Origin of the sequence: Streptomyces griseus subsp. griseus (assembly GCF_003610995.1) — a bacterium.
In the GTDB taxonomy this organism is placed as follows: domain Bacteria; phylum Actinomycetota; class Actinomycetes; order Streptomycetales; family Streptomycetaceae; genus Streptomyces.
Window position 1 is genome coordinate 340,377 of sequence record NZ_CP032543.1, and the last position, 16,581, is coordinate 356,957.

Genomic DNA, 16,581 nt, shown 5'->3' on the forward strand with positions numbered 1-16,581 from the left:
CACCGGGACGTCATGGTCCGGCGTGAGGGCGCGCCCGTCTCCGGGGACGCCCTCACGGCCCTCAGGCGACGGCGCTGCCGGTGCCGTCGGTGACCGGGCGCGCCTCGTCGGAGGTGGACTTGACGCTCCGGTCCAGCAGGGAGTCCAGGATCTCGCCGACCCGTATCGCGGTGTTGGAGAGCAGGGACGTGGTGATGCCGTGCGTGTGCTCCGTACCGCCCTGAAGATAGATTCCGCAGTTCAGGGCGGGGTCGGTGGCGATCCGGTAGTCGCGCTCGACCCGGACGCGGCCCTCGTCGTCCAGCAGGCAGCGGTCGGCGACCTCGCCGAGGAGGCCCAGCGGGTCGGCGGGGCTGTAGCCGGTGGCGAACACCACGATGTCGGCGTCCAGCGGGGTCTCCTCACTGGTGACGAGGGATTTCACGGTGGTACGGACGCTGTCGGGCCGCTCCTCGACCTCGGTGACCCGGGAGACGTTGAGGAAGCGCAGCCGTTCGGTGCCGAGCACCTTCTCCCGGTACATCTGCCGGTACAGGTCGTCGATCAGGTCGATGTCCACCACGGAGTAGTTGGTGTTCCCGTGATAGGCCATCAGTTTGTTCTTGACGCTGTCGGGTGCGGCGAAGAACTCGTCCACGGCGCCCGGGTCGAAGATCCGGTTGGCGAAGCTGCTGTCGTCGGCGGGGCTGTAGCCGTACCGGGAGAAGACCGCGCAGACCTCGGCCTCGGGGAAACGGCGGTGCAGGTAGGCGACGTTCTCGGCGGCGCTCTGTCCGGCGCCCACGACGACGAACCGCGAGGGCGAGGTGCCCTCCAGGCCGTCGACCTTGCGCAGCAGATCGGAGTTGTGCCAGACGCGGTCGCCGCGCTGTACGCCTTCCGGCAGGATCGGGCGCAGCCCGGTGCCGATGACGAGGTTGCGGGCGCGGTGCACTTCGAGGCCGCCGCCCGACCGGACGGTGACGTCCAGGTACTCCACGGTGCCGTCGTGGACGAAGGGCGTCACGGAGACGACCTCGTGTCCGTAGGAGACCATGTCGTCGACCTTGGCCGCCGCCCACTCGAAGTAGTCGTGGAACTCCACGCGCAGCGGGAAGAGGTTCTTGTGGTTGATGAAGTCGATCAACCGGTTCTTGCTCTGCAGATAGCAGAGGAAGCTGTACTCGCTCGCCGGGTTACGGAGGGTCACCAGGTCCTTGAGGAACGACACTTGCATCGTGGCGTCGTCGATCAGCATGCCGCGGTGCCAGCCGAAGCTCTGCTGCTGCTCGAAGAAGTGAGCGGTGACCGACTCCTGCCCGCCGACGCGTGTGTTGTGCTCTCTGAGCGCGATCGCCATGGCCACGTTGGAGGGACCGAAGCCGATCCCGATGAGGTCATGGATCAGTGGTGCGTCGCCAGGATGAACCTGTGACATGTCACTCCCATCGTGCGGGAAAGCCGCCTGTCAGGCGCCGGGAAGGTACGCGAGATGGGCACGCCGACAGAGCAGCCCAGCCCGACTTAGGTGAGCCTAAGCTAATCCGATCGAGGATGTCGATAGGGCAAAGCGGATATCGCCGCCCTGACGAGCTGTCAATTAACGCAGCAACCTGCCCTGTTGTCGGCCGTGGTGGGCCATGTGTCACGTATTGTGACGGCAGCGGGTGAGGCCATGGTTCCGGTCCCCCTTGGCCTAGAGTGCGGGGGTGCCTTCGTACAGCATTGGCCAGGCCGCAGAGCTGCTGGCCGTCAGTCCGGAAACCGTTCGCCGATGGGCGGACGGCGGTCACCTCGCGATGGACCGGGGCGGCTCGGGGAACCGGCTGATCGACGGCGTCAGCCTGGCGGGCTTCGCCACGGAGCGCGCCGCGGGCCTGCACCCGGTGCCCGGCGGCGGGGCGCTGACCTCCGTGCGGAACTCCTTCGCCGGGATCGTCACCGCCGTCACGATGGACGACATCGTGGCCCAGGTGGAGATCCAGTCGGGCCCGCACCGGCTGGTGTCGCTGATCAGCCGCGAGTCCGTGGAGGAACTCGGTCTCGAAGTGGGCGTCCTGGCGACGGCCCGGGTGAAGTCGACCAACGTGCACATCGACCGCCCCGGGAGCCAGCCCCGGGAGCGCTGACGCCGACCGTCCCGCACACCGGCGGATGGGAGGACGAACCTCGGATAGGGGTCACAGAAGCCAGGCCGGACAACCGCACGGCCTCGCATCCACGGTTCGCCGGCCCGATCGCTGGGCATACCTCTCTGGCAGCCGACCCACGGGCCGTCCGGATGGGGGATCACCATGAGCCGACTCGGTGCGCCACGCCGCGCCCCTGCCGCACAGCTCGCGTCTCTGGCCCTGCTCGGGGACGTCGGCCGTCCCGCCACCCTGACGGTGCGTGACCTGCGGGACGGATGGCAGCAGCACCGGGCGGAGGTCGTCTTCGACTGCGCCACCAGCGGGCCGCAGCGGCATGTGTTCGAGGGACCTCTGCTGCGCGAGGTCGCTCTCGCCTCGCAGCCGCTCTTCGACACCCGCCGGCGCAAGGACCGCTCCCGGTTCGCTCTGGCGGTCTCCGGCGGCGACGGGCACCACACCGTCCTGGCCTGGGCGGAGATCGACGCCGATTTCGGCGACGCCCCCGTCCTCCTGGCCACCCGGCTGGACGACGAGGGCCTGGACGCGGCCGGCAGCCAGCTGGTGGTGCCGGTAGACCGGTGCGGGGCGCGTTACATCAGCGCCATCAACCGGGTCTGGGTCGGCGCCTGGCCGGGGGCGCGGTAGCCGGCGAGGTCAGGTCCGGACCGGGATCACCGGCCTCGCCGCCGGGCCGCGGTGACACCACGCCCGTTCAGGAGGTGACGCGTGGGGCCGACCGGACACCAGCCGATCCGCGTGCCGGTCGGGAAAGGCTCCGAGCGGCCGAAGAGCCGGTCGTCGCACCGCGAGGTGCTGGCCCCCGGTCCGCCTTGGCCGGGCTGTGCGGAAGCGCGGGGCGTCCGCCCGGAGTTCGGTGTCGCGTCTCCGTGACCGGCGTCAGGCGAGGTCGAGCAACTGCTCGCAGAAGCCGCCGAACCCGCGCCGCCTCTCCACGAAGTGCGGTTCCAGGATCCAGTGGCAGACCCGGCCCGCACGGTCGGTGCGGCGCAGCCGTGTGGTGTTCTCCGGGGTGATGCAGGACTCCGCCTTCGCGCCGTCATGGGTCTCGTGCGGGAACTCCCCGACGAGGTGCCCGGCGTGCCAGATGCCGATCTCCCACCCGGCCTCGGCCGCCAGCCGTTCGACTTCGGCGAAGAGCCTCTTGCCGGTGATGCCCGGATCGGCCTGGAGTACGGCGCGCCCGGCGTCGAAACGCGGGGCAGGTCCTGGAGCAGGCGGGGCTTGTCCGGGTCGTCGCCGAAGACGTAGGTGCGGCAGAAGTCGGCGTCGTGGCGGCGGTATTCGGCATAGCCCACGGGGACACTCCCTCAAGAACTGGAAACCCGACGTCTGCGGACCGTACGCCGCAGCCACCCGGCACCCGCCCTGGCCAGGGACCCCCGCCAGGGCGGGTGGACCGACAAGGAGACAGCCATGAAGATGCTCATCAACGTCCCCGAGACCGTCGTCGCCGACGCCCTGCGGGGTATGGCCGCCGCCCACCCCGAACTGACCGTCGATGTGGAGAACCGGGTCGTCGTACGGCGGGACGCGCCGGTGGCCGGGAAGGTGGCGCTCGTCTCCGGGGGCGGGTCGGGGCACGAGCCGTTGCACGCCGGGTTCGTCGGGCCCGGGATGCTGTCGGCCGCCTGTCCCGGGGAGGTGTTCACCTCGCCGGTGCCGGACCAGATGGTGCGGGCGGCAGCGGCGGTGGACAGCGGGGCGGGGGTGCTCTTCGTCGTCAAGAACTACACCGGTGACGTGCTGAACTTCGAGATGGCCGCCGAGCTCGCCGACGACGAGGGCATCCAGGTCGCCCAGGTCGTGGTCGACGACGACGTGGCGGTGAGCGACAGCACCTTCACGGCCGGGCGGCGCGGCACGGGGGCGACGCTCTTCGTCGAGAAGATCGCGGGGGCCGCCGCCGACGAGGGCGCACCCCTGGAGCGGGTGGCCTCGCTGGCCCGGCAGGTGAACGGCTCCTCGCGGAGCTTCGGGGTGGCCCTCAGCGCGGTCACCACCCCGGCGAAGGGCAGCCCGACCTTCGATCTGCCCACCGGTGAGCTGGAGTTGGGCATCGGCATCCACGGCGAGCCGGGACGCGAGCGGCGGCCGATGATGACCTCGGGCGAGATCGCCGACTTCGCGGTGCACGCGGTGCTGGAGGACCTCCGGCCGACCGGACCCGTGCTGGCGCTGGTCAACGGGATGGGGGCGACACCGCTGCTGGAGCTGTACGGGTTCAACGCCGAGGTCCAGCGGGTGCTCTCCGAACGGGGTGTGCCGGTGGCCCGTACGCTCGTGGGGAACTACGTGACCTCACTCGACATGGCAGGCTGCTCGGTGACGCTGTGCCAGGTAGACGAGGAGCTGCTGCGGCTGTGGGACGCGCCCGTGGAGACTCCCGCGCTCCGCTGGGGCCGTTGAGTTCCCGCGCCGACCGTACTCGTACGAACCGGGCCGGGCAGGCCCCGGGGAACAGGAGATCATGTGCTGGACGCCGACTTCTTCCGCCGTTGGATGATGGCCGCCGCGGCCGCCGTGGACCGTGAGGCGGACCGACTGACCGAACTGGACTCGGCGATCGGGGACGCCGACCACGGCAGCAACCTCCGGCGCGGTTTCGCGGCGGTGACGGCCGTGGTGGAGAAGGACGCGCCCGCGACCCCGGGCGCGGTGCTGACCCTGGCGGGGCGGCAGCTGATCTCCACCGTCGGCGGGGCGTCCGGGCCGCTGTACGGGACGCTGCTGCGCCGTACGGGCAAGGCGCTGGGCGAGGAGGCCGAGGTGACGCGGGACCAGCTCGCCCAGGCGTTCGCCGCGGGTGTCGCGGCGGTGGGGCAGCTCGGCGGGGCGCAGGCCGGGGACAAGACGATGCTGGACGCGCTGCTGCCTGCGGCGGAGGCGCTGGCCTCGTCGTTCCGGGGTGCGGTGGACGCGGCCCGCGCGGGCGCCGAGGCCACGGTCCCGTTGCAGGCACGCAAGGGGCGGGCCAGCTATCTCGGCGAGCGCAGCATCGGCCACCAGGACCCGGGCGCGACCTCGGCGGCCCTGCTGGTCGAGGCCCTGGCCTGCACCGCGGTGGACGGGGGTGCGGAGGCATGAGCCAGGAGCCTCAGGTGGGCATCGTGCTGGTCTCGCACAGCGGTCCGGTCGCGGAGTCGGTCGCCGAACTGGCCCGTGACCTCGCCGCCGGGGGCGTGACGGCCCCGGTCGCGGCGGCGGGCGGGCTGCCGAACGGCGGGCTCGGCACCAGCGCCGAGCTGATCGGCCGGGCCGCCGCCTCGGTGGACCGGGGCGTCGGCGTCGCGGTCCTCGTCGACCTGGGGAGCGCGGTCCTCACGGTGAAGGCGATGCTCGCCGAGGGCGACGAACTCCCCGGGAACACCCGGCTGGTCGACGCCCCGTTCGTGGAGGGCGCGGTCGCCGCCGTGGTGACCGCGTCGTCCGGTGGGGACATCGGCGCGGTGGAGGCGGCGGCCTCGGAGGCGTACGGGTACCGCAAGACGTAGTCGTACGACGGGTGGGGACGGTGTCCGCGATGCGGCTCCGTCCCCTTCCGCCTGTGCGGCGCCCGTCGGTTGGCGTGCCGACCGCCGTGATTGCAGACTTGGCGACATGTCGGCAGGCAAGCGCAGTGCGGGTCTTCTTCTCTTCCGGACCACGGGCACAGGGGGCGAGCGGGATGTCGAGGTGCTGATCGGGCACATGGGCGGGCCGTTCTGGGCCGGGCGGGAGGCGGCGGCCTGGTCGGTGCCGAAGGGTGAGTACGGTCCCGACGAGGAACCGGCGGCGGCCGCGCGGCGGGAGTTCGAGGAGGAGCTGGGGCTGCCGGTGCCGGACGGGGAGTGGCTGCCGCTCGGCAAGTCGCGTCAGCGCAGCGGGAAGACGGTGACCGTGTGGGCGGTGGAGGCCGAGCTGGATGTGGCCTCCGTGGTGCCGGGGGTGTTCACGGTGGAGTGGCCGCGCGGCTCCGGCGTGCAGCGGGAGTTCCCGGAGATGGACCGGTTCGCCTGGTGCACGCCGGAGGAGGCCGCCGAGCGGCTGATCGTCGGCCAGCGGGTCTTCGTGGAGCGGCTGCGCGCTCAGGTACGCGGAGAGGCCGCCGCTTCCCCGGAGGCGTAGGCCGGTTCCGGCCCCGGGACGGGACGGCCGGCCCGCAACTCCAGTACGTCACCGGTGAAGCGGGCCCGGAAGCTGCGGTCGTGCGAGACGACGACCACCGCTCCCGGGTACCGCGCGAGCGCCGCCTCCACCTCCTCGACCAGGCTCAGCGCGATGTGGTTCGTCGGCTCGTCCAGCACCAGCAGATCGGCCGGCCGCGTCACCAGCCGTGCCAGGGCGAGCCTGCGCTGCTGGCCGATCGAGAGGGACGCGACGGGTACGCCGAGGTCCTCGGGGCGGAACAGGCCCAGCTCCAGCAGTTCGTCCGCGTACTCGTCGGGAAAGCCGGGCCGCCCCGCCGCGAAGGTGGCGAGCAGGGTGCGCCGGGTCGGCCGGGCGGGCAGCTCCTGCGGGAGGTGGCCGACCCGGGCGCGGCGGCGTACCGTCCCGGTGTCGGGCGCCAGCTCCCCGGCGAGGACCCGCAACAGGGTGGTCTTCCCGGCCCCGTTGTCCCCGGTGACCAGGAGACGGGCTCCGGGCTCCACCCTCAGGGCGGGGAGGTGGAGCCGGTCGCCCACGGAGACGCCCTCCAGCTCCACGAGGGGGCCGGAGCCGGACTCGCCCGCGAGCGCCGGGCGGCCGGTGAAGGCCAGCGGCTCGGGCGGGGCGGGTACGGGAGAGCGGTGCAGCGCCTCCAGCCGGGTGCGGGCCGCCCTGACCTGGCCGGAGAGCTTGGTCTCGTGGGAGCGGCGGTGCTTGCCGAACCCCTGCTTCGGGTCCTTCCCCGTCGCCGCGAGCCGCTGCCCGGCCGCCTCCACCAGCTCCGCCGTACGGGCCAGGTCGCCCAGGTACTCCTGGTGCTCCTGGGCCCAGCGGCGGCGGGCGGCGGCCTTGGCGGTGCGGTAGCCGTCCCAGCCGTCCCCGTACCGGGTGACCGTGCGCAGATCGCGGTCGACCTCCAGGATCACCGACGTGACCCGCTCCAGGAACGCCCGGTCGTGGGTGATGGCGACGACGGTGCCCCGGTGGGCGCGCAGGTGCTCCTCCAGCCAGTTCACCGCCCGTACGTCGAGGTGGTTGGTCGGCTCGTCCAGGAGCAGCAGTTCGGGGGCGGCCGCCAGCACGCAGGCCAGGGCGAGCCGGGACTGTTCGCCGCCGGAGAGGGTGGCGAGCGTGCGGTCGCGGGCGAGGTGGGCGAGGCCCAGGCCGTGGAGGGCGGCCTCGGTACGGGCATCGGCGCGGTAGCCGTCGCGCTCCTCGTAAGCGGTGAGGAGGTCTCCGTACGCGGCGAGTTCCGCCTCCGTGGGCTCCCCCGCCGAGAGGGCTTCCTCCGCCGCCCTGATGGCCAGCTCCAGGGTGTGGAGTTCGGCCAGGGCCGCGTCGACGGCGTCCTGCACGGTGTCGGCCGGGTCGAGGGCGAGGGTCTGCGGCAGATAGCCGGTGGAGCCGGGGAAGCGGACGGTGATCTCACCGCTGTCCGGGCGCTCGGCCCCGGCCAGCAGCCGCAGGAGGGTGGACTTGCCGGAGCCGTTCTCGCCGATGACTGCGGCCTTCTCGCCAGGGCGGACGGTGAGCGTCACCTGGTCGAGTACGGAGCGGTCGCCGTACGCCTTGGAGACGTCCTTCATGGTCAGCTGGGCGCGGTCGCGCCGGGGGTGCGTGGGTGCCATTTCCCTGATTCCTGGGTGACGGCCCGCGGTGGCGCGTGCGAGGACGCGCAGGGGCGGGGCGTGGATACCGGACGGTGGAGGGACAGCGGCACACCGGGCGCGGATACGGCCGGGCCCCGCCCGGTGCGGTCACGGGCGGTGCTCGGCGGTCGGCCGGTGGGCCTCAGCCGGTGACGTCGGGCGTCACGCGGCGGCTGTCCGGGCCGGGAATCAGCGGAAGTAGTAGTACGAACGCATGGCATCGAGTGTAACGGTGGGCCGGGAACGGGGCCGGGCGTTTTTCACCCGGCCCCGTTCCCGGCCCACCGGAGAGGGGCGCTCAGCCGTTGGGCAGGATGACCGCGCGGCCGTTGATCCGGCCCTCGTGCAGCCGCTCGTAGGCGAGCGGGGCATCGTCGATGGAGTACGTCTCCACATGGACGTCGACCGCCCCCGCGTGCGCCAGGTCGAGCACCTCGGCAAGCTCCTTGCGCGAGCCCCAGTAGGGGGCGCTGACGCTGGTGCCGTACGGGAGCGTCCCGAAGCCCACGGGGAGCGCGCCGCCGCCGATGCCGACGATGGTCACGTCACCGTCGACCCGGGCGACGGCTCCGGCGGTCTCCACGGTGGGCGGGGCGCCGACGAAGTCCAGTACGACATGGGCGCCGAGTCCGCCGGTCAGCTCCATGACGCGGGCCGCCGCCTTCTCGTCGGAGAGGACGGCCTCGTGGGCGCCGACGGCCCTGGCCAGATCCAGCTTCTCCTCGGTGACGTCCAGGGCGATGACGCGCGCGGCCGTCATGGCGCGCAGCAGCTGGATCGCCACATGGCCGAGGCCCCCGGTGCCGATGACGACGGCGGTCGCGCCGGGCACGAGCTTGGGCAGTGAGCGCTTGACCGCGTGGTACGGGGTGAGTCCGGCGTCCGTGAGCGACACCGTCTTCACGGGGTCGAGTCCGCCGATCGGCACGAGGTGGCGGGGGTCGTCGACGATCATGTACTCGGCCATGGCGCCGGGGGCGCCGAGTCCGGGCGGCATGATGCCGAGTTCCTTGGCGCGCAGGCAGTAGTTCTCCTTGCCCTCGGCGCAGTTCACGCAGATGCCGCAGCCCCAGGGCCCGTACACCGCGACGGAGTCGCCGACGGTGAGGCCGTCCACGCCGTCACCGAGGGCGGCGACCGTGCCGACGCCCTCGTGGCCGAGGGTGAGGGGCAGCGGGAAGGGGACCTGGTCGGCGGGCCAGCTCATCACGGCGATGTCGGAGTGGCAGACACCGGCGGCGGTGACCTTCAGCAGGACCTGGCCGGGGCCGGGCTCGGGGTCGGGCACGGTGACGACCTCGGGAGCTTCGCCGACGGCCCGGTACTGGACGGCTTTCATGGGTCTCCTCGCTTCTTCGCTGCCTGGTGCTCTTCTTGTCGGGCCCCCGTGGTCCCCGCAATGTCCTTTGTCGCCCGCGGCTCCCCCGTCCGCCACCCGGGAGCCGTCACGGGGCGGAGTAGCCGCCGTCCACCAGGTGGTAGCTGCCGTGGATGAAGGAGGCCTTGTCGGAGAGGAGGAAGACGGTGAGTTCGGCGACCTCCTCCGCGGTGCCGAGGCGTCCGGCCGGGTGCAGGGAGATCAGGTGCTCGCGGGCCTGCGGGTCGGCGTTCCGCAGGAGTGGTGTGTCGATGAAGCCGGGGCCGACGGCGTTGATCCGGACGTTCTGTGCGGCGTATTCGAGGGCCGCCGTCTTGGTCAGGCCGACGACGCCGTGCTTGGCGGCGACATAGGCGGGCGAGCCCGCGAAGCCGTTGGTGCCGAGGATCGAGGACATGTTGACGACGGCTCCGCCGCCCGACGCGACGATGGCGGGCAGCTCGTGGCGCATCGAGTAGAAGACGCCGCTGAGGTTGGTGGCGACGACGCGGTCCCAGTCCTCGACGGGGTAGTCGCCGGTGGGGGCGGCCGGACCGGCGATACCGGCGTTGTTCACGGCCAGGTGGAGGCCGCCGAAGGTCTCCACGGTGAACCGCACCCCGGCTTCGACGGAGGCCGGGTCGGTGACGTCCATACGTACGGCGGCCGCCCGCGCGCCGGTGCTCTCCAGCTGGGCAGCGGCCTTGCGGGCGCTCTCCTCGTCGTGGTCGGCGACGACGACGGCCGCGCCGGCGGTGGCGAGCAGCCGGGCCACGGCGAGGCCGATGCCGGAGGCGCCGCCGGTGACGAGGGCGGTACGGCCGTCGAACTCGGCCGAGGGGGTGGTGGGGGTGGTGCTCATGAGGTTGCCTCTTCTGTTTCCGCTGTGTGTTCTGTGGTGCTGTCCCGCCCCGGTGCCGTGAGCAGGTCCGCCGCCAGGGCGTCGAACGCCTCGGTGACCAGCGCGGGCAGGGCGTCCGGGCGGCCCCCGCGCACCCAGGCGGCCTGGGCCGCGAGCAGGGCGCCCGCTCCCGCCGCCACGGTCACGGCCGGGCGGATGTCTTGGCGCGGGTCGACGCCGAGCCGGTCCGCGAGGATGGCGATCGAGTCCTCCTGGGCGTCCACCCGGATGTGGTGGAAGGCCGCGTAGAGGGTCGGCTCCTCCTCGGCGACGACCAGGAGGTCGAAGATCCGGGGGCGGCGGTGCCAGGGCTCCGCCTCGGGGTCGGCGAGCCAGGCGAGGACGGCGCGCCGGTAGGCGAGGAGCGGGGGCTCCCCGGCCGGGCGGGACCGCAGGGCCCCGTTGATCCGGTCGCCGTCGCCGCGCAGGGAGTCCAGGGCGGCGGCTTCCTTGCTCGCGAAGTACCGGCTGAAGGTGCGGCGGTCGACGTCGGCGGCCTCGGCGATCTCCTCGACCGTGACACTCCGCAGCCCCCGGTCCAGCACCAGCTCGAACGCGGCCCGCGCCAGGGTGTCGCGGGTGCGGCGGGCCTTGCGGCTACGCCTCTGCGGCGTCCTCCGCTCCGGTGTCCCACGCTCCGGGATCTTCTCTTCCGGGCTCATACTTGCACCGTACACCTGAAAATGTCCCCACGCGACATTCGTCTCGTGGGGACATTCGCTGTAGGTGAGTACGGTCCGTTCAATCGCTCACCGCTCCCGCGACCGGACGGACGTCCTCGGCGGCCGCCGTCGGCTGCGGTTTCCCGTCGCCCGGCGCCCGGCACAGGGCGAGCGCGGCCACGTCGTCGCGCCGGACGCCGCCGGTGAACTTCTCCAGGTCGAGGTGGAGCGCGTCCAGGAGCTCGCGCGGATCGTGCCCGGCCCAGCCGTCCAGCCGCTCGTCCAGCGGGTAGAAGGCACAGCCCGCGTCGCGGGCCTCGGTCACCCCGTCGGTGACGACCAGGAGAGTGGCGCCGGGCGGGAGGGCGAAGGACTCCTCCGCCCGGGTCTCCCTGCTGAGGCCGGCCAGGCCCAGGGGCACATAGGTGCGCTCCAGCGGTACGGCCGAGGCGTGGCCCTCATGGAGCAGCCGGGGCGGCAGATGGCCGCAGTTCACCACCTGTACGCCGCCCTCGTCGTCGAATCCGAGGACCAGCGCGGTCACGAAGCGTTCGGCCTCGCCCGTCTGGGCGGAGAACGCGTTGTGCCGGACGACGGCGGACTCCAACGCCTCCACCACCCCCGTCAGCGTCGGCTCCCGGACCGCCGCCTCGCGGAACGCGGCGATCGCGGCGAACCCGGCCCCTATGGCGGCGAGCCCTTTGCCCTGGACGTCCCCGATGATCACGCGGGTCCCGTACGGCGATTCCACGACCTCGTAGATGTCACCGCCGACGAAGCGGTCCTCCTCGATCGGCTCGTAGAGGCCGTACGTGAAGACCTGGCCGGTGACGACGGGCAGCGGGCGCAGGATCTGCCGCTGGAGGGCGACGGCGGCGGAGCGGAGCCGGTCCATCTCGGTGGCGTGGCGTATCCGGGCCGCACAGGCGGCGACACCGAGGGCGCAGGCCAGCACGGTGAAGCCGATGCCGAACGCGAAGTCCCAGAAGGTGCCCTCCCCGCCGAGCCCGGATCCGACGACGACCATCGTGATCCAGACCGCCACCCAGACGGTCTGCCGGAGGGTGCAGAAGACGGAGGCCAGGGCCGGACCGACCACGAGGAGGGGGATGACGTGGAGGTTCTCGCCCGTGACCGTGTCGAGGAGGACGACCAGCCCGCTCAGCAGCAGCACCAGCCCGGCCAGCGGCCAGTTGCCGATCCGGCCGGTGGCAGCCGCGCCCGCGTCCGTACCGGGCGGGACCGCCGTCCGGTGCCGCTCCCTGCGCCCTATCCCCAGGGACACACGCTCTCCTCCCGCTCACTCCTCGGTTCCGCCCGTGGTTCGGGCCGTCCCTTCCAGTTGACCGGCATCCGGGCCCTGGCGCAGGGGGGCATAGGGCCCGGAGGCGGTGCCGAAGGTCCCGGGCGGGACGTTCGGCCCGGGACCTCCGCCCCCTGCCGCGGGGGCCGGAGGTCCCGCCCCGGCCGGATCACCGCCGTGCGGACCGGTGCCCCGGACGGGTCACGGCCGTGCGGACCGGCGGGTTCCGTCGGCCGGCACGAGCGCCGCCGGGGCAAGCGGCGAGGAACTCCGGGTGGGCGCGGAGCTGGAAGCCCAGCGACTCGTAGAGCCGGATCGCCACCGTGTTGGCGGCGGAGGTGTGCAGGAACGGGGTCTCGCCGCGCTCCCTGATCCCGTACGCGACCGCCCGGACCAGGCGGCTCGCCAGCCCCTGCCCCCGCACGGACTCGTCGGTGCAGACCCCGCTGATCTCGGTCCAGCCCGGCGGGTGCAGCCGCTCCCCCGCCATCGCCACCAGCGTGCCGCCCCGGCGGATGCCCAGATAGGTGCCGAGTTCCACCGTGCGCGGCAGGAAGGGGCCCGGGCGGGTGCGCGCCACCAGGTCCAGCATCTCCGGCACATCGGCCGGGCCCAGCCGTACGGCTTCCGGGTCGGGCTCGGGAAGCACCGACACGTCGACGAGCTGGACGCCGGCGACGCGGTGGAGGATCTCCCAGCCCTCCGGCGGCCCCTCCCGCAGCGTGTTCAGGCTGATGGTGCCGCCCGGACCGGCGAGCGCCGCGAGATCGGCCCAGTCCCGCGCGTCCGGCACCTCGGGGTGGGCGGTCCAGGGGGTGACGTCGACGGGGTAGCGCAGGATCCGGCCGCGGCGCTCGGCGAAGTGGGCGTGCGGGCCCGTGAGCGAGGAGAGTGCCGGGTTGTCCAGCGGGTGCGGTGCGACGGGGCCGTCGGCGGGGCGTGCGGAGGCCACGGCCGGCTGCCGGGTCGTGGGTCCCAGGGTGCTCATGGGCGCACCCCGGCGATCGGATCGGGCCGTTCGGCCGCACCCCGTGCCGCCCTTCCGGGGCACTCCTCGTACGCGTACGGCTTGCGCATGTTCTCCCTCGTTCCGGTCCATCGCGCGGTTGCTCCCGGCGGGCACCCCGGCGCCCTGGCGCCGCGCGCCCGCCACCCGCGAAAAGCCGATGCGCGCAGGGCGTATTCCGTGCCGGGGAACTGTTCACGATGCCGCAATCAACCGGGGCGCCGACCGGCTCCACCGCCCGGACGGAGAGGTTCCGGAGCACGCGGCGGACCGGCGTGCGCCCGCCCTGGGGAGCGGCGAATTCGACTCATCCGTCGGCCAATACGCGCCGGTCCGGTCCCAACTGCCTGTCAGCTGTGGCACTCTGGTGGCGACCGCCCCACCGGGCTCCCCCGTACCGGTGGGGCGGTTCTGTGCGCCCCCTCTGGGCCGGCCCGCCCCATGACGGGGTTTCAGGGCCGAACTCCGGCTTTTCCAGCTGTTTCCCGCCACCCCACGACGGTCGGCCGGATCGCACTCCTCCCGTACGCATGAGGACCGGACGGCCGGGCAGGCGAGTAGACCTGATGACTGACGACCAGGGGAGCGTGACGAGATGACGGCGCACACCGCGCGGACCGGCGGTACGGAGCAGGTGACGGGCACCACGGAGGACCTTCCCTGGATCGAGGACGCCGGCAAGGTCGCCCCGATGGACGCGCGGCGGCTGTCGCGGCTCTTCTTCGACCGCCTCCAGGTCCTGGAGGAGGGCACGCACGAGTACCAGTACGCGCGCAACACGCTCATCGAGATGAACCTGTCGCTGGTCCGGTTCGCCGCCAACCGGTTCCGCAACCGGGGCAGCGGCGACATGGAGGACATCGTCCAGGTCGGCACGATCGGGCTGATCAAGGCGATCGACCGCTTCGACCTGTCCCGCGAGGTCGAGTTCACCTCGTTCGCCGTCCCCTACATCGTCGGTGAGATCAAGCGGTTCTTCCGGGACACCAGCTGGGCCGTACATGTGCCCCGGCGCCTCCAGGAGCTGCGGGTCGACCTCGCCAAGGCGAAGGAGACCCTCGCGGGCGACCTCGACCGGGACCCCACGGTGCAGGAGCTGGCCGAGCACCTGGGCATGGACGAGGCCGAGATCACCGAGGGGATCGTCGCCTCCAACGGCTACACGGCGGGCTCGCTGGACATGCCCACCGACTCCTCGGAGTCCGGCCCCCAGAACAGCGTCGGGCGGACCTTCGCCGATGTCCTGGGCGGGCCGGACCCCGCCATCGAGACCGTGGAGAACCTGCACACCCTCGCACCGCTGCTGGGCGAACTGGACGAGCGGGAGCGCCGGATCATCGACATGCGCTTCGGCCAGGAGCTGACGCAGGCGCAGATCGGTGCCGAGCTGGGGATCTCCCAGATGCATGTCTCGCGGCTGCTGAACCGGATGCTGGGCAAGCTGCGCAGCGGGATGCTCACCCAGGAGTGAGGCGGCCTGGCTTTCTCGTCAGTCAGCACCTCAATCACCCTACTGCAAGGCCCATTCTCTGACCTGTGTTGAGATTTTCTCAACACATCGTTACGGTTGCCGACCATGCAGCAGTACGAGGTGGCCGCACGGGTCCGTCAGGTGATCGACGCGGCGGGAGTCAGCGCACGCGAGTTCGCCCGGCGGATCGTCATCGATCCGTCGAAGCTGTCGCGTTCCCTGAACGGCTCCCGTCGTTTCACCGCCGCCGAGCTGGCCCGGATCGCCGACATCGGCGGCGTGGACGCCAACTGGCTGCTGGGCTCGGCGACCGCACCCCCGCCCCCTCCCGCACCGGCGCCCGAAGGCGGCCGACCCCTCCAGATCGTGCGGGAGACCGTCCGGCTCATCGCCGAGCACGGGTTCCACGCCGTCCGGGTCGCGGACATCGCCACGGCCTGCCGCACCAGCACCGCCGCGATCCACTACCACTTCCCCGGCCGCGACGAGCTGCTCGAAGCGGCGGTGCGCTGGTGCATGGACGAGGACACCCGTCGCCGGGCGGCGGCCACCGCCGGAACCGAGCACGCGGGTGACGAACTGCGCCTCCTGCTCGAACTCCAGACGCCCCGCACCGAGCAGCAGCGCCGCCAGTGGTGCGTCTGGCTGGACCTCTGGGCCGAGGCGGCCCGCTCCACCACCGTCGGGCGGCTCCACCGCGACTACTACCGCCAGTGGCGGACGACCGTGTCCGAGGTGATCCGGCGCGGCGTCGGCCAGGGCGTCTTCCGCCCCGTCGACCCGGAGGGCGCGGCCCTCACCCTCACCGCGCTGATCGACGGACTGGCCTCCCAGGTCCTGGCCACCGCACCGGAGAGACCCGGCACGGGCACGGGCGCCCAGGCCATGCACGACGCCCTGATCGCCCATGTCGACACCTGCCTGACCGCACCGACCGCCTGACCGTACGCCGAGCGGCGGCGGACCGGCGCGGCGGCCGACCGGCGCGGAGGCCGTGCCCGCCGTACGTCAGCGCCGCACCGTACCCGCCACGTACCCCCACTCCCCCACCCCGAGGAGACACCCCCGCATGCCCGTGAACCAGGACGTCATCATCACCTGCGCCCTCACCGGAGCCGGTGACACCGTCGGCAGAAGCCCCCATGTGCCCGTGACACCCGAGCAGATCGCCGCGTCCGCCGTGGAGGCCGCCGGGGCCGGGGCGGCCGTGGTGCACATCCACGTCCGCGACCCGGAGACCGGCGCCCCCTCCCGCGACCCCCGCCTCTACCGCGAGGTCGTGGAGCGGATCCGGGAGACGGGTACCGATGTCGTCATCAATCTGACCGCCGGGATGGGCGGGGACCTGGTCATCGACCCGGCGGCCCCGCTCAAGCAGCTGCCGGGCACCGATCTGGTCGGCGGTCTGGAGCGGCTGCCGCACGTGGAGGACCTGCTGCCCGACATCTGCACCCTGGACTGCGGTTCGCTGAACTTCGGCGACGGCAGCAACCTCTACGTCTCCACCCCCGACATGCTGCGCACCGGCGCCAAGCGCATCCAGGAGCTGGGGGTCCGGCCCGAGCTTGAGATCTTCGACACCGGACAGCTGTGGTTCGCCAAGCAGCTCCTCGCCGAAGGGCTGCTGGACGACCCCACGGTGTTCCAGCTCTGCATGGGCATCCCGTGGGGCGCGCCCGCCGACCCGGGGGTTCTTCAGTCGATGGTCAACATGCTGCCCGAGGGCGCCCGTTGGGCGAGTTTCGCGCTCGGCCGGATGCAGATGCCCTGGGTCGCGCAGTCGATCCTGCTCGGCGGGCACGTCCGGGTGGGTCTGGAGGACAACCTCTATCTGGGCAAGGGCGTCAAGGCCACCAACGGCCAGCTGGTGGAGCGCGCCGTGCAGATCACCGAGGCCCTGGGCTCCCGGGTCGCCTCCCCCGACGAGGCGCGGCAGCAGCTCGGCATCCGCCCGCGCACATGACCGCCCGACTCC

16 protein-coding genes and 1 pseudogene are annotated in these 16,581 nt (G+C 72.6%); 9 read left to right on the forward strand and 8 right to left on the reverse strand.

What is annotated here, in order from left to right; all coding sequences use genetic code 11:
- Positions 1–61: 61 nt before the first annotated feature.
- The gene (locus D6270_RS01480; protein ID WP_109167144.1) at positions 62–1,417 is read right to left on the reverse strand and encodes a lysine N(6)-hydroxylase/L-ornithine N(5)-oxygenase family protein; all 1,356 of its coding nucleotides are present in this window, start codon (positions 1,415–1,417) and stop codon (positions 62–64) included.
- A 271-nt stretch (positions 1,418–1,688) separates the two neighbouring features.
- On the opposite strand from D6270_RS01480, the gene D6270_RS01485 reads away from it, so the two are divergent.
- Positions 1,689–2,108 carry a TOBE domain-containing protein gene (locus D6270_RS01485; protein WP_109167143.1) on the forward strand — a complete coding sequence of 140 codons (420 nt, stop codon included), beginning with the start codon at positions 1,689–1,691 and terminating at the stop codon, positions 2,106–2,108.
- A gap of 165 nt (positions 2,109–2,273) precedes the next feature.
- Positions 2,274–2,756, forward strand: coding sequence for a molybdopterin-binding protein (locus tag D6270_RS01490; RefSeq protein ID WP_109167142.1), 483 nt, complete (start codon positions 2,274–2,276; stop codon positions 2,754–2,756).
- Positions 2,757–3,008: 252 nt separating this feature from the next.
- Here D6270_RS01490 and D6270_RS01495 read toward each other — a convergent pair.
- Positions 3,009–3,400: pseudogene (locus D6270_RS01495) on the reverse strand (M24 family metallopeptidase); the annotation flags it as partial.
- A gap of 145 nt (positions 3,401–3,545) precedes the next feature.
- On the opposite strand from D6270_RS01495, the gene dhaK reads away from it, so the two are divergent.
- From dhaK to D6270_RS01515, 4 genes are all read left to right on the forward strand, one after another.
- Entirely contained in the window at positions 3,546–4,538 is a 993-nt protein-coding gene (dhaK, locus tag D6270_RS01500; RefSeq protein ID WP_109167141.1) for a dihydroxyacetone kinase subunit DhaK, read from the forward strand.
- 63 nt (positions 4,539–4,601) lie between these two features.
- A complete protein-coding gene (gene dhaL / locus D6270_RS01505) occupies positions 4,602–5,216 on the forward strand; it encodes a dihydroxyacetone kinase subunit DhaL (protein ID WP_109167140.1) in 615 nt (204 codons plus the stop codon).
- On the forward strand, positions 5,213–5,623 hold the full coding sequence (locus D6270_RS01510; RefSeq protein ID WP_109167139.1) for a PTS-dependent dihydroxyacetone kinase phosphotransferase subunit DhaM: 411 nt from the start codon (positions 5,213–5,215) through the stop codon (positions 5,621–5,623). The genes dhaL and D6270_RS01510 overlap by 4 nt, the downstream gene beginning before the upstream one ends.
- A 106-nt stretch (positions 5,624–5,729) precedes the next feature.
- Positions 5,730–6,236 carry an NUDIX hydrolase gene (locus tag D6270_RS01515; protein WP_109167138.1) on the forward strand — a complete coding sequence of 169 codons (507 nt, stop codon included), beginning with the start codon at positions 5,730–5,732 and terminating at the stop codon, positions 6,234–6,236.
- On the opposite strand, the gene abc-f is transcribed toward D6270_RS01515, so the two are convergent.
- The 6 genes from abc-f to D6270_RS01545 form a co-directional block, all read right to left on the reverse strand.
- A complete protein-coding gene (gene abc-f, locus D6270_RS01520; RefSeq protein WP_109167137.1) occupies positions 6,197–7,885 on the reverse strand; it encodes a ribosomal protection-like ABC-F family protein in 1,689 nt (562 codons plus the stop codon). The two genes, D6270_RS01515 and abc-f, sit on opposite strands and share 40 nt — an antisense overlap.
- A gap of 319 nt (positions 7,886–8,204) precedes the next feature.
- On the reverse strand, positions 8,205–9,245 hold the full coding sequence (locus D6270_RS01525; protein ID WP_109167136.1) for an NAD(P)-dependent alcohol dehydrogenase: 1,041 nt from the start codon (positions 9,243–9,245) through the stop codon (positions 8,205–8,207).
- Positions 9,246–9,351: 106 nt separating this feature from the next.
- On the reverse strand, positions 9,352–10,125 hold the full coding sequence (locus D6270_RS01530; protein ID WP_109167135.1) for an SDR family NAD(P)-dependent oxidoreductase: 774 nt from the start codon (positions 10,123–10,125) through the stop codon (positions 9,352–9,354).
- A complete protein-coding gene (locus D6270_RS01535) occupies positions 10,122–10,826 on the reverse strand; it encodes a TetR family transcriptional regulator (RefSeq protein ID WP_109167134.1) in 705 nt (234 codons plus the stop codon). Before D6270_RS01535 ends, D6270_RS01530 begins: the two co-directional genes overlap by 4 nt.
- A gap of 79 nt (positions 10,827–10,905) precedes the next feature.
- Entirely contained in the window at positions 10,906–12,111 is a 1,206-nt protein-coding gene (locus D6270_RS01540) for a PP2C family protein-serine/threonine phosphatase (protein WP_109167133.1), read from the reverse strand.
- A gap of 187 nt (positions 12,112–12,298) precedes the next feature.
- Positions 12,299–13,117, reverse strand: coding sequence for a GNAT family N-acetyltransferase (locus D6270_RS01545; protein ID WP_109167132.1), 819 nt, complete (start codon positions 13,115–13,117; stop codon positions 12,299–12,301).
- A 613-nt stretch (positions 13,118–13,730) separates the two neighbouring features.
- Between D6270_RS01545 and D6270_RS01550 the strand changes: the two genes are divergently transcribed.
- From D6270_RS01550 to D6270_RS01560, 3 genes are all read left to right on the forward strand, one after another.
- Positions 13,731–14,606: an RNA polymerase sigma factor SigF gene (locus D6270_RS01550; protein ID WP_109167131.1), complete on the forward strand. Its 876-nt coding sequence runs from the start codon at positions 13,731–13,733 to the stop codon at positions 14,604–14,606.
- Positions 14,607–14,711: 105 nt separating this feature from the next.
- Positions 14,712–15,548, forward strand: coding sequence for a TetR/AcrR family transcriptional regulator (locus tag D6270_RS01555; protein WP_109167130.1), 837 nt, complete (start codon positions 14,712–14,714; stop codon positions 15,546–15,548).
- Positions 15,549–15,675: 127 nt separating this feature from the next.
- Positions 15,676–16,569 carry a beta-keto acid cleavage family enzyme gene (locus D6270_RS01560; protein ID WP_204117175.1) on the forward strand — a complete coding sequence of 298 codons (894 nt, stop codon included), beginning with the start codon at positions 15,676–15,678 and terminating at the stop codon, positions 16,567–16,569.
- Positions 16,570–16,581: the final 12 nt, after the last annotated feature.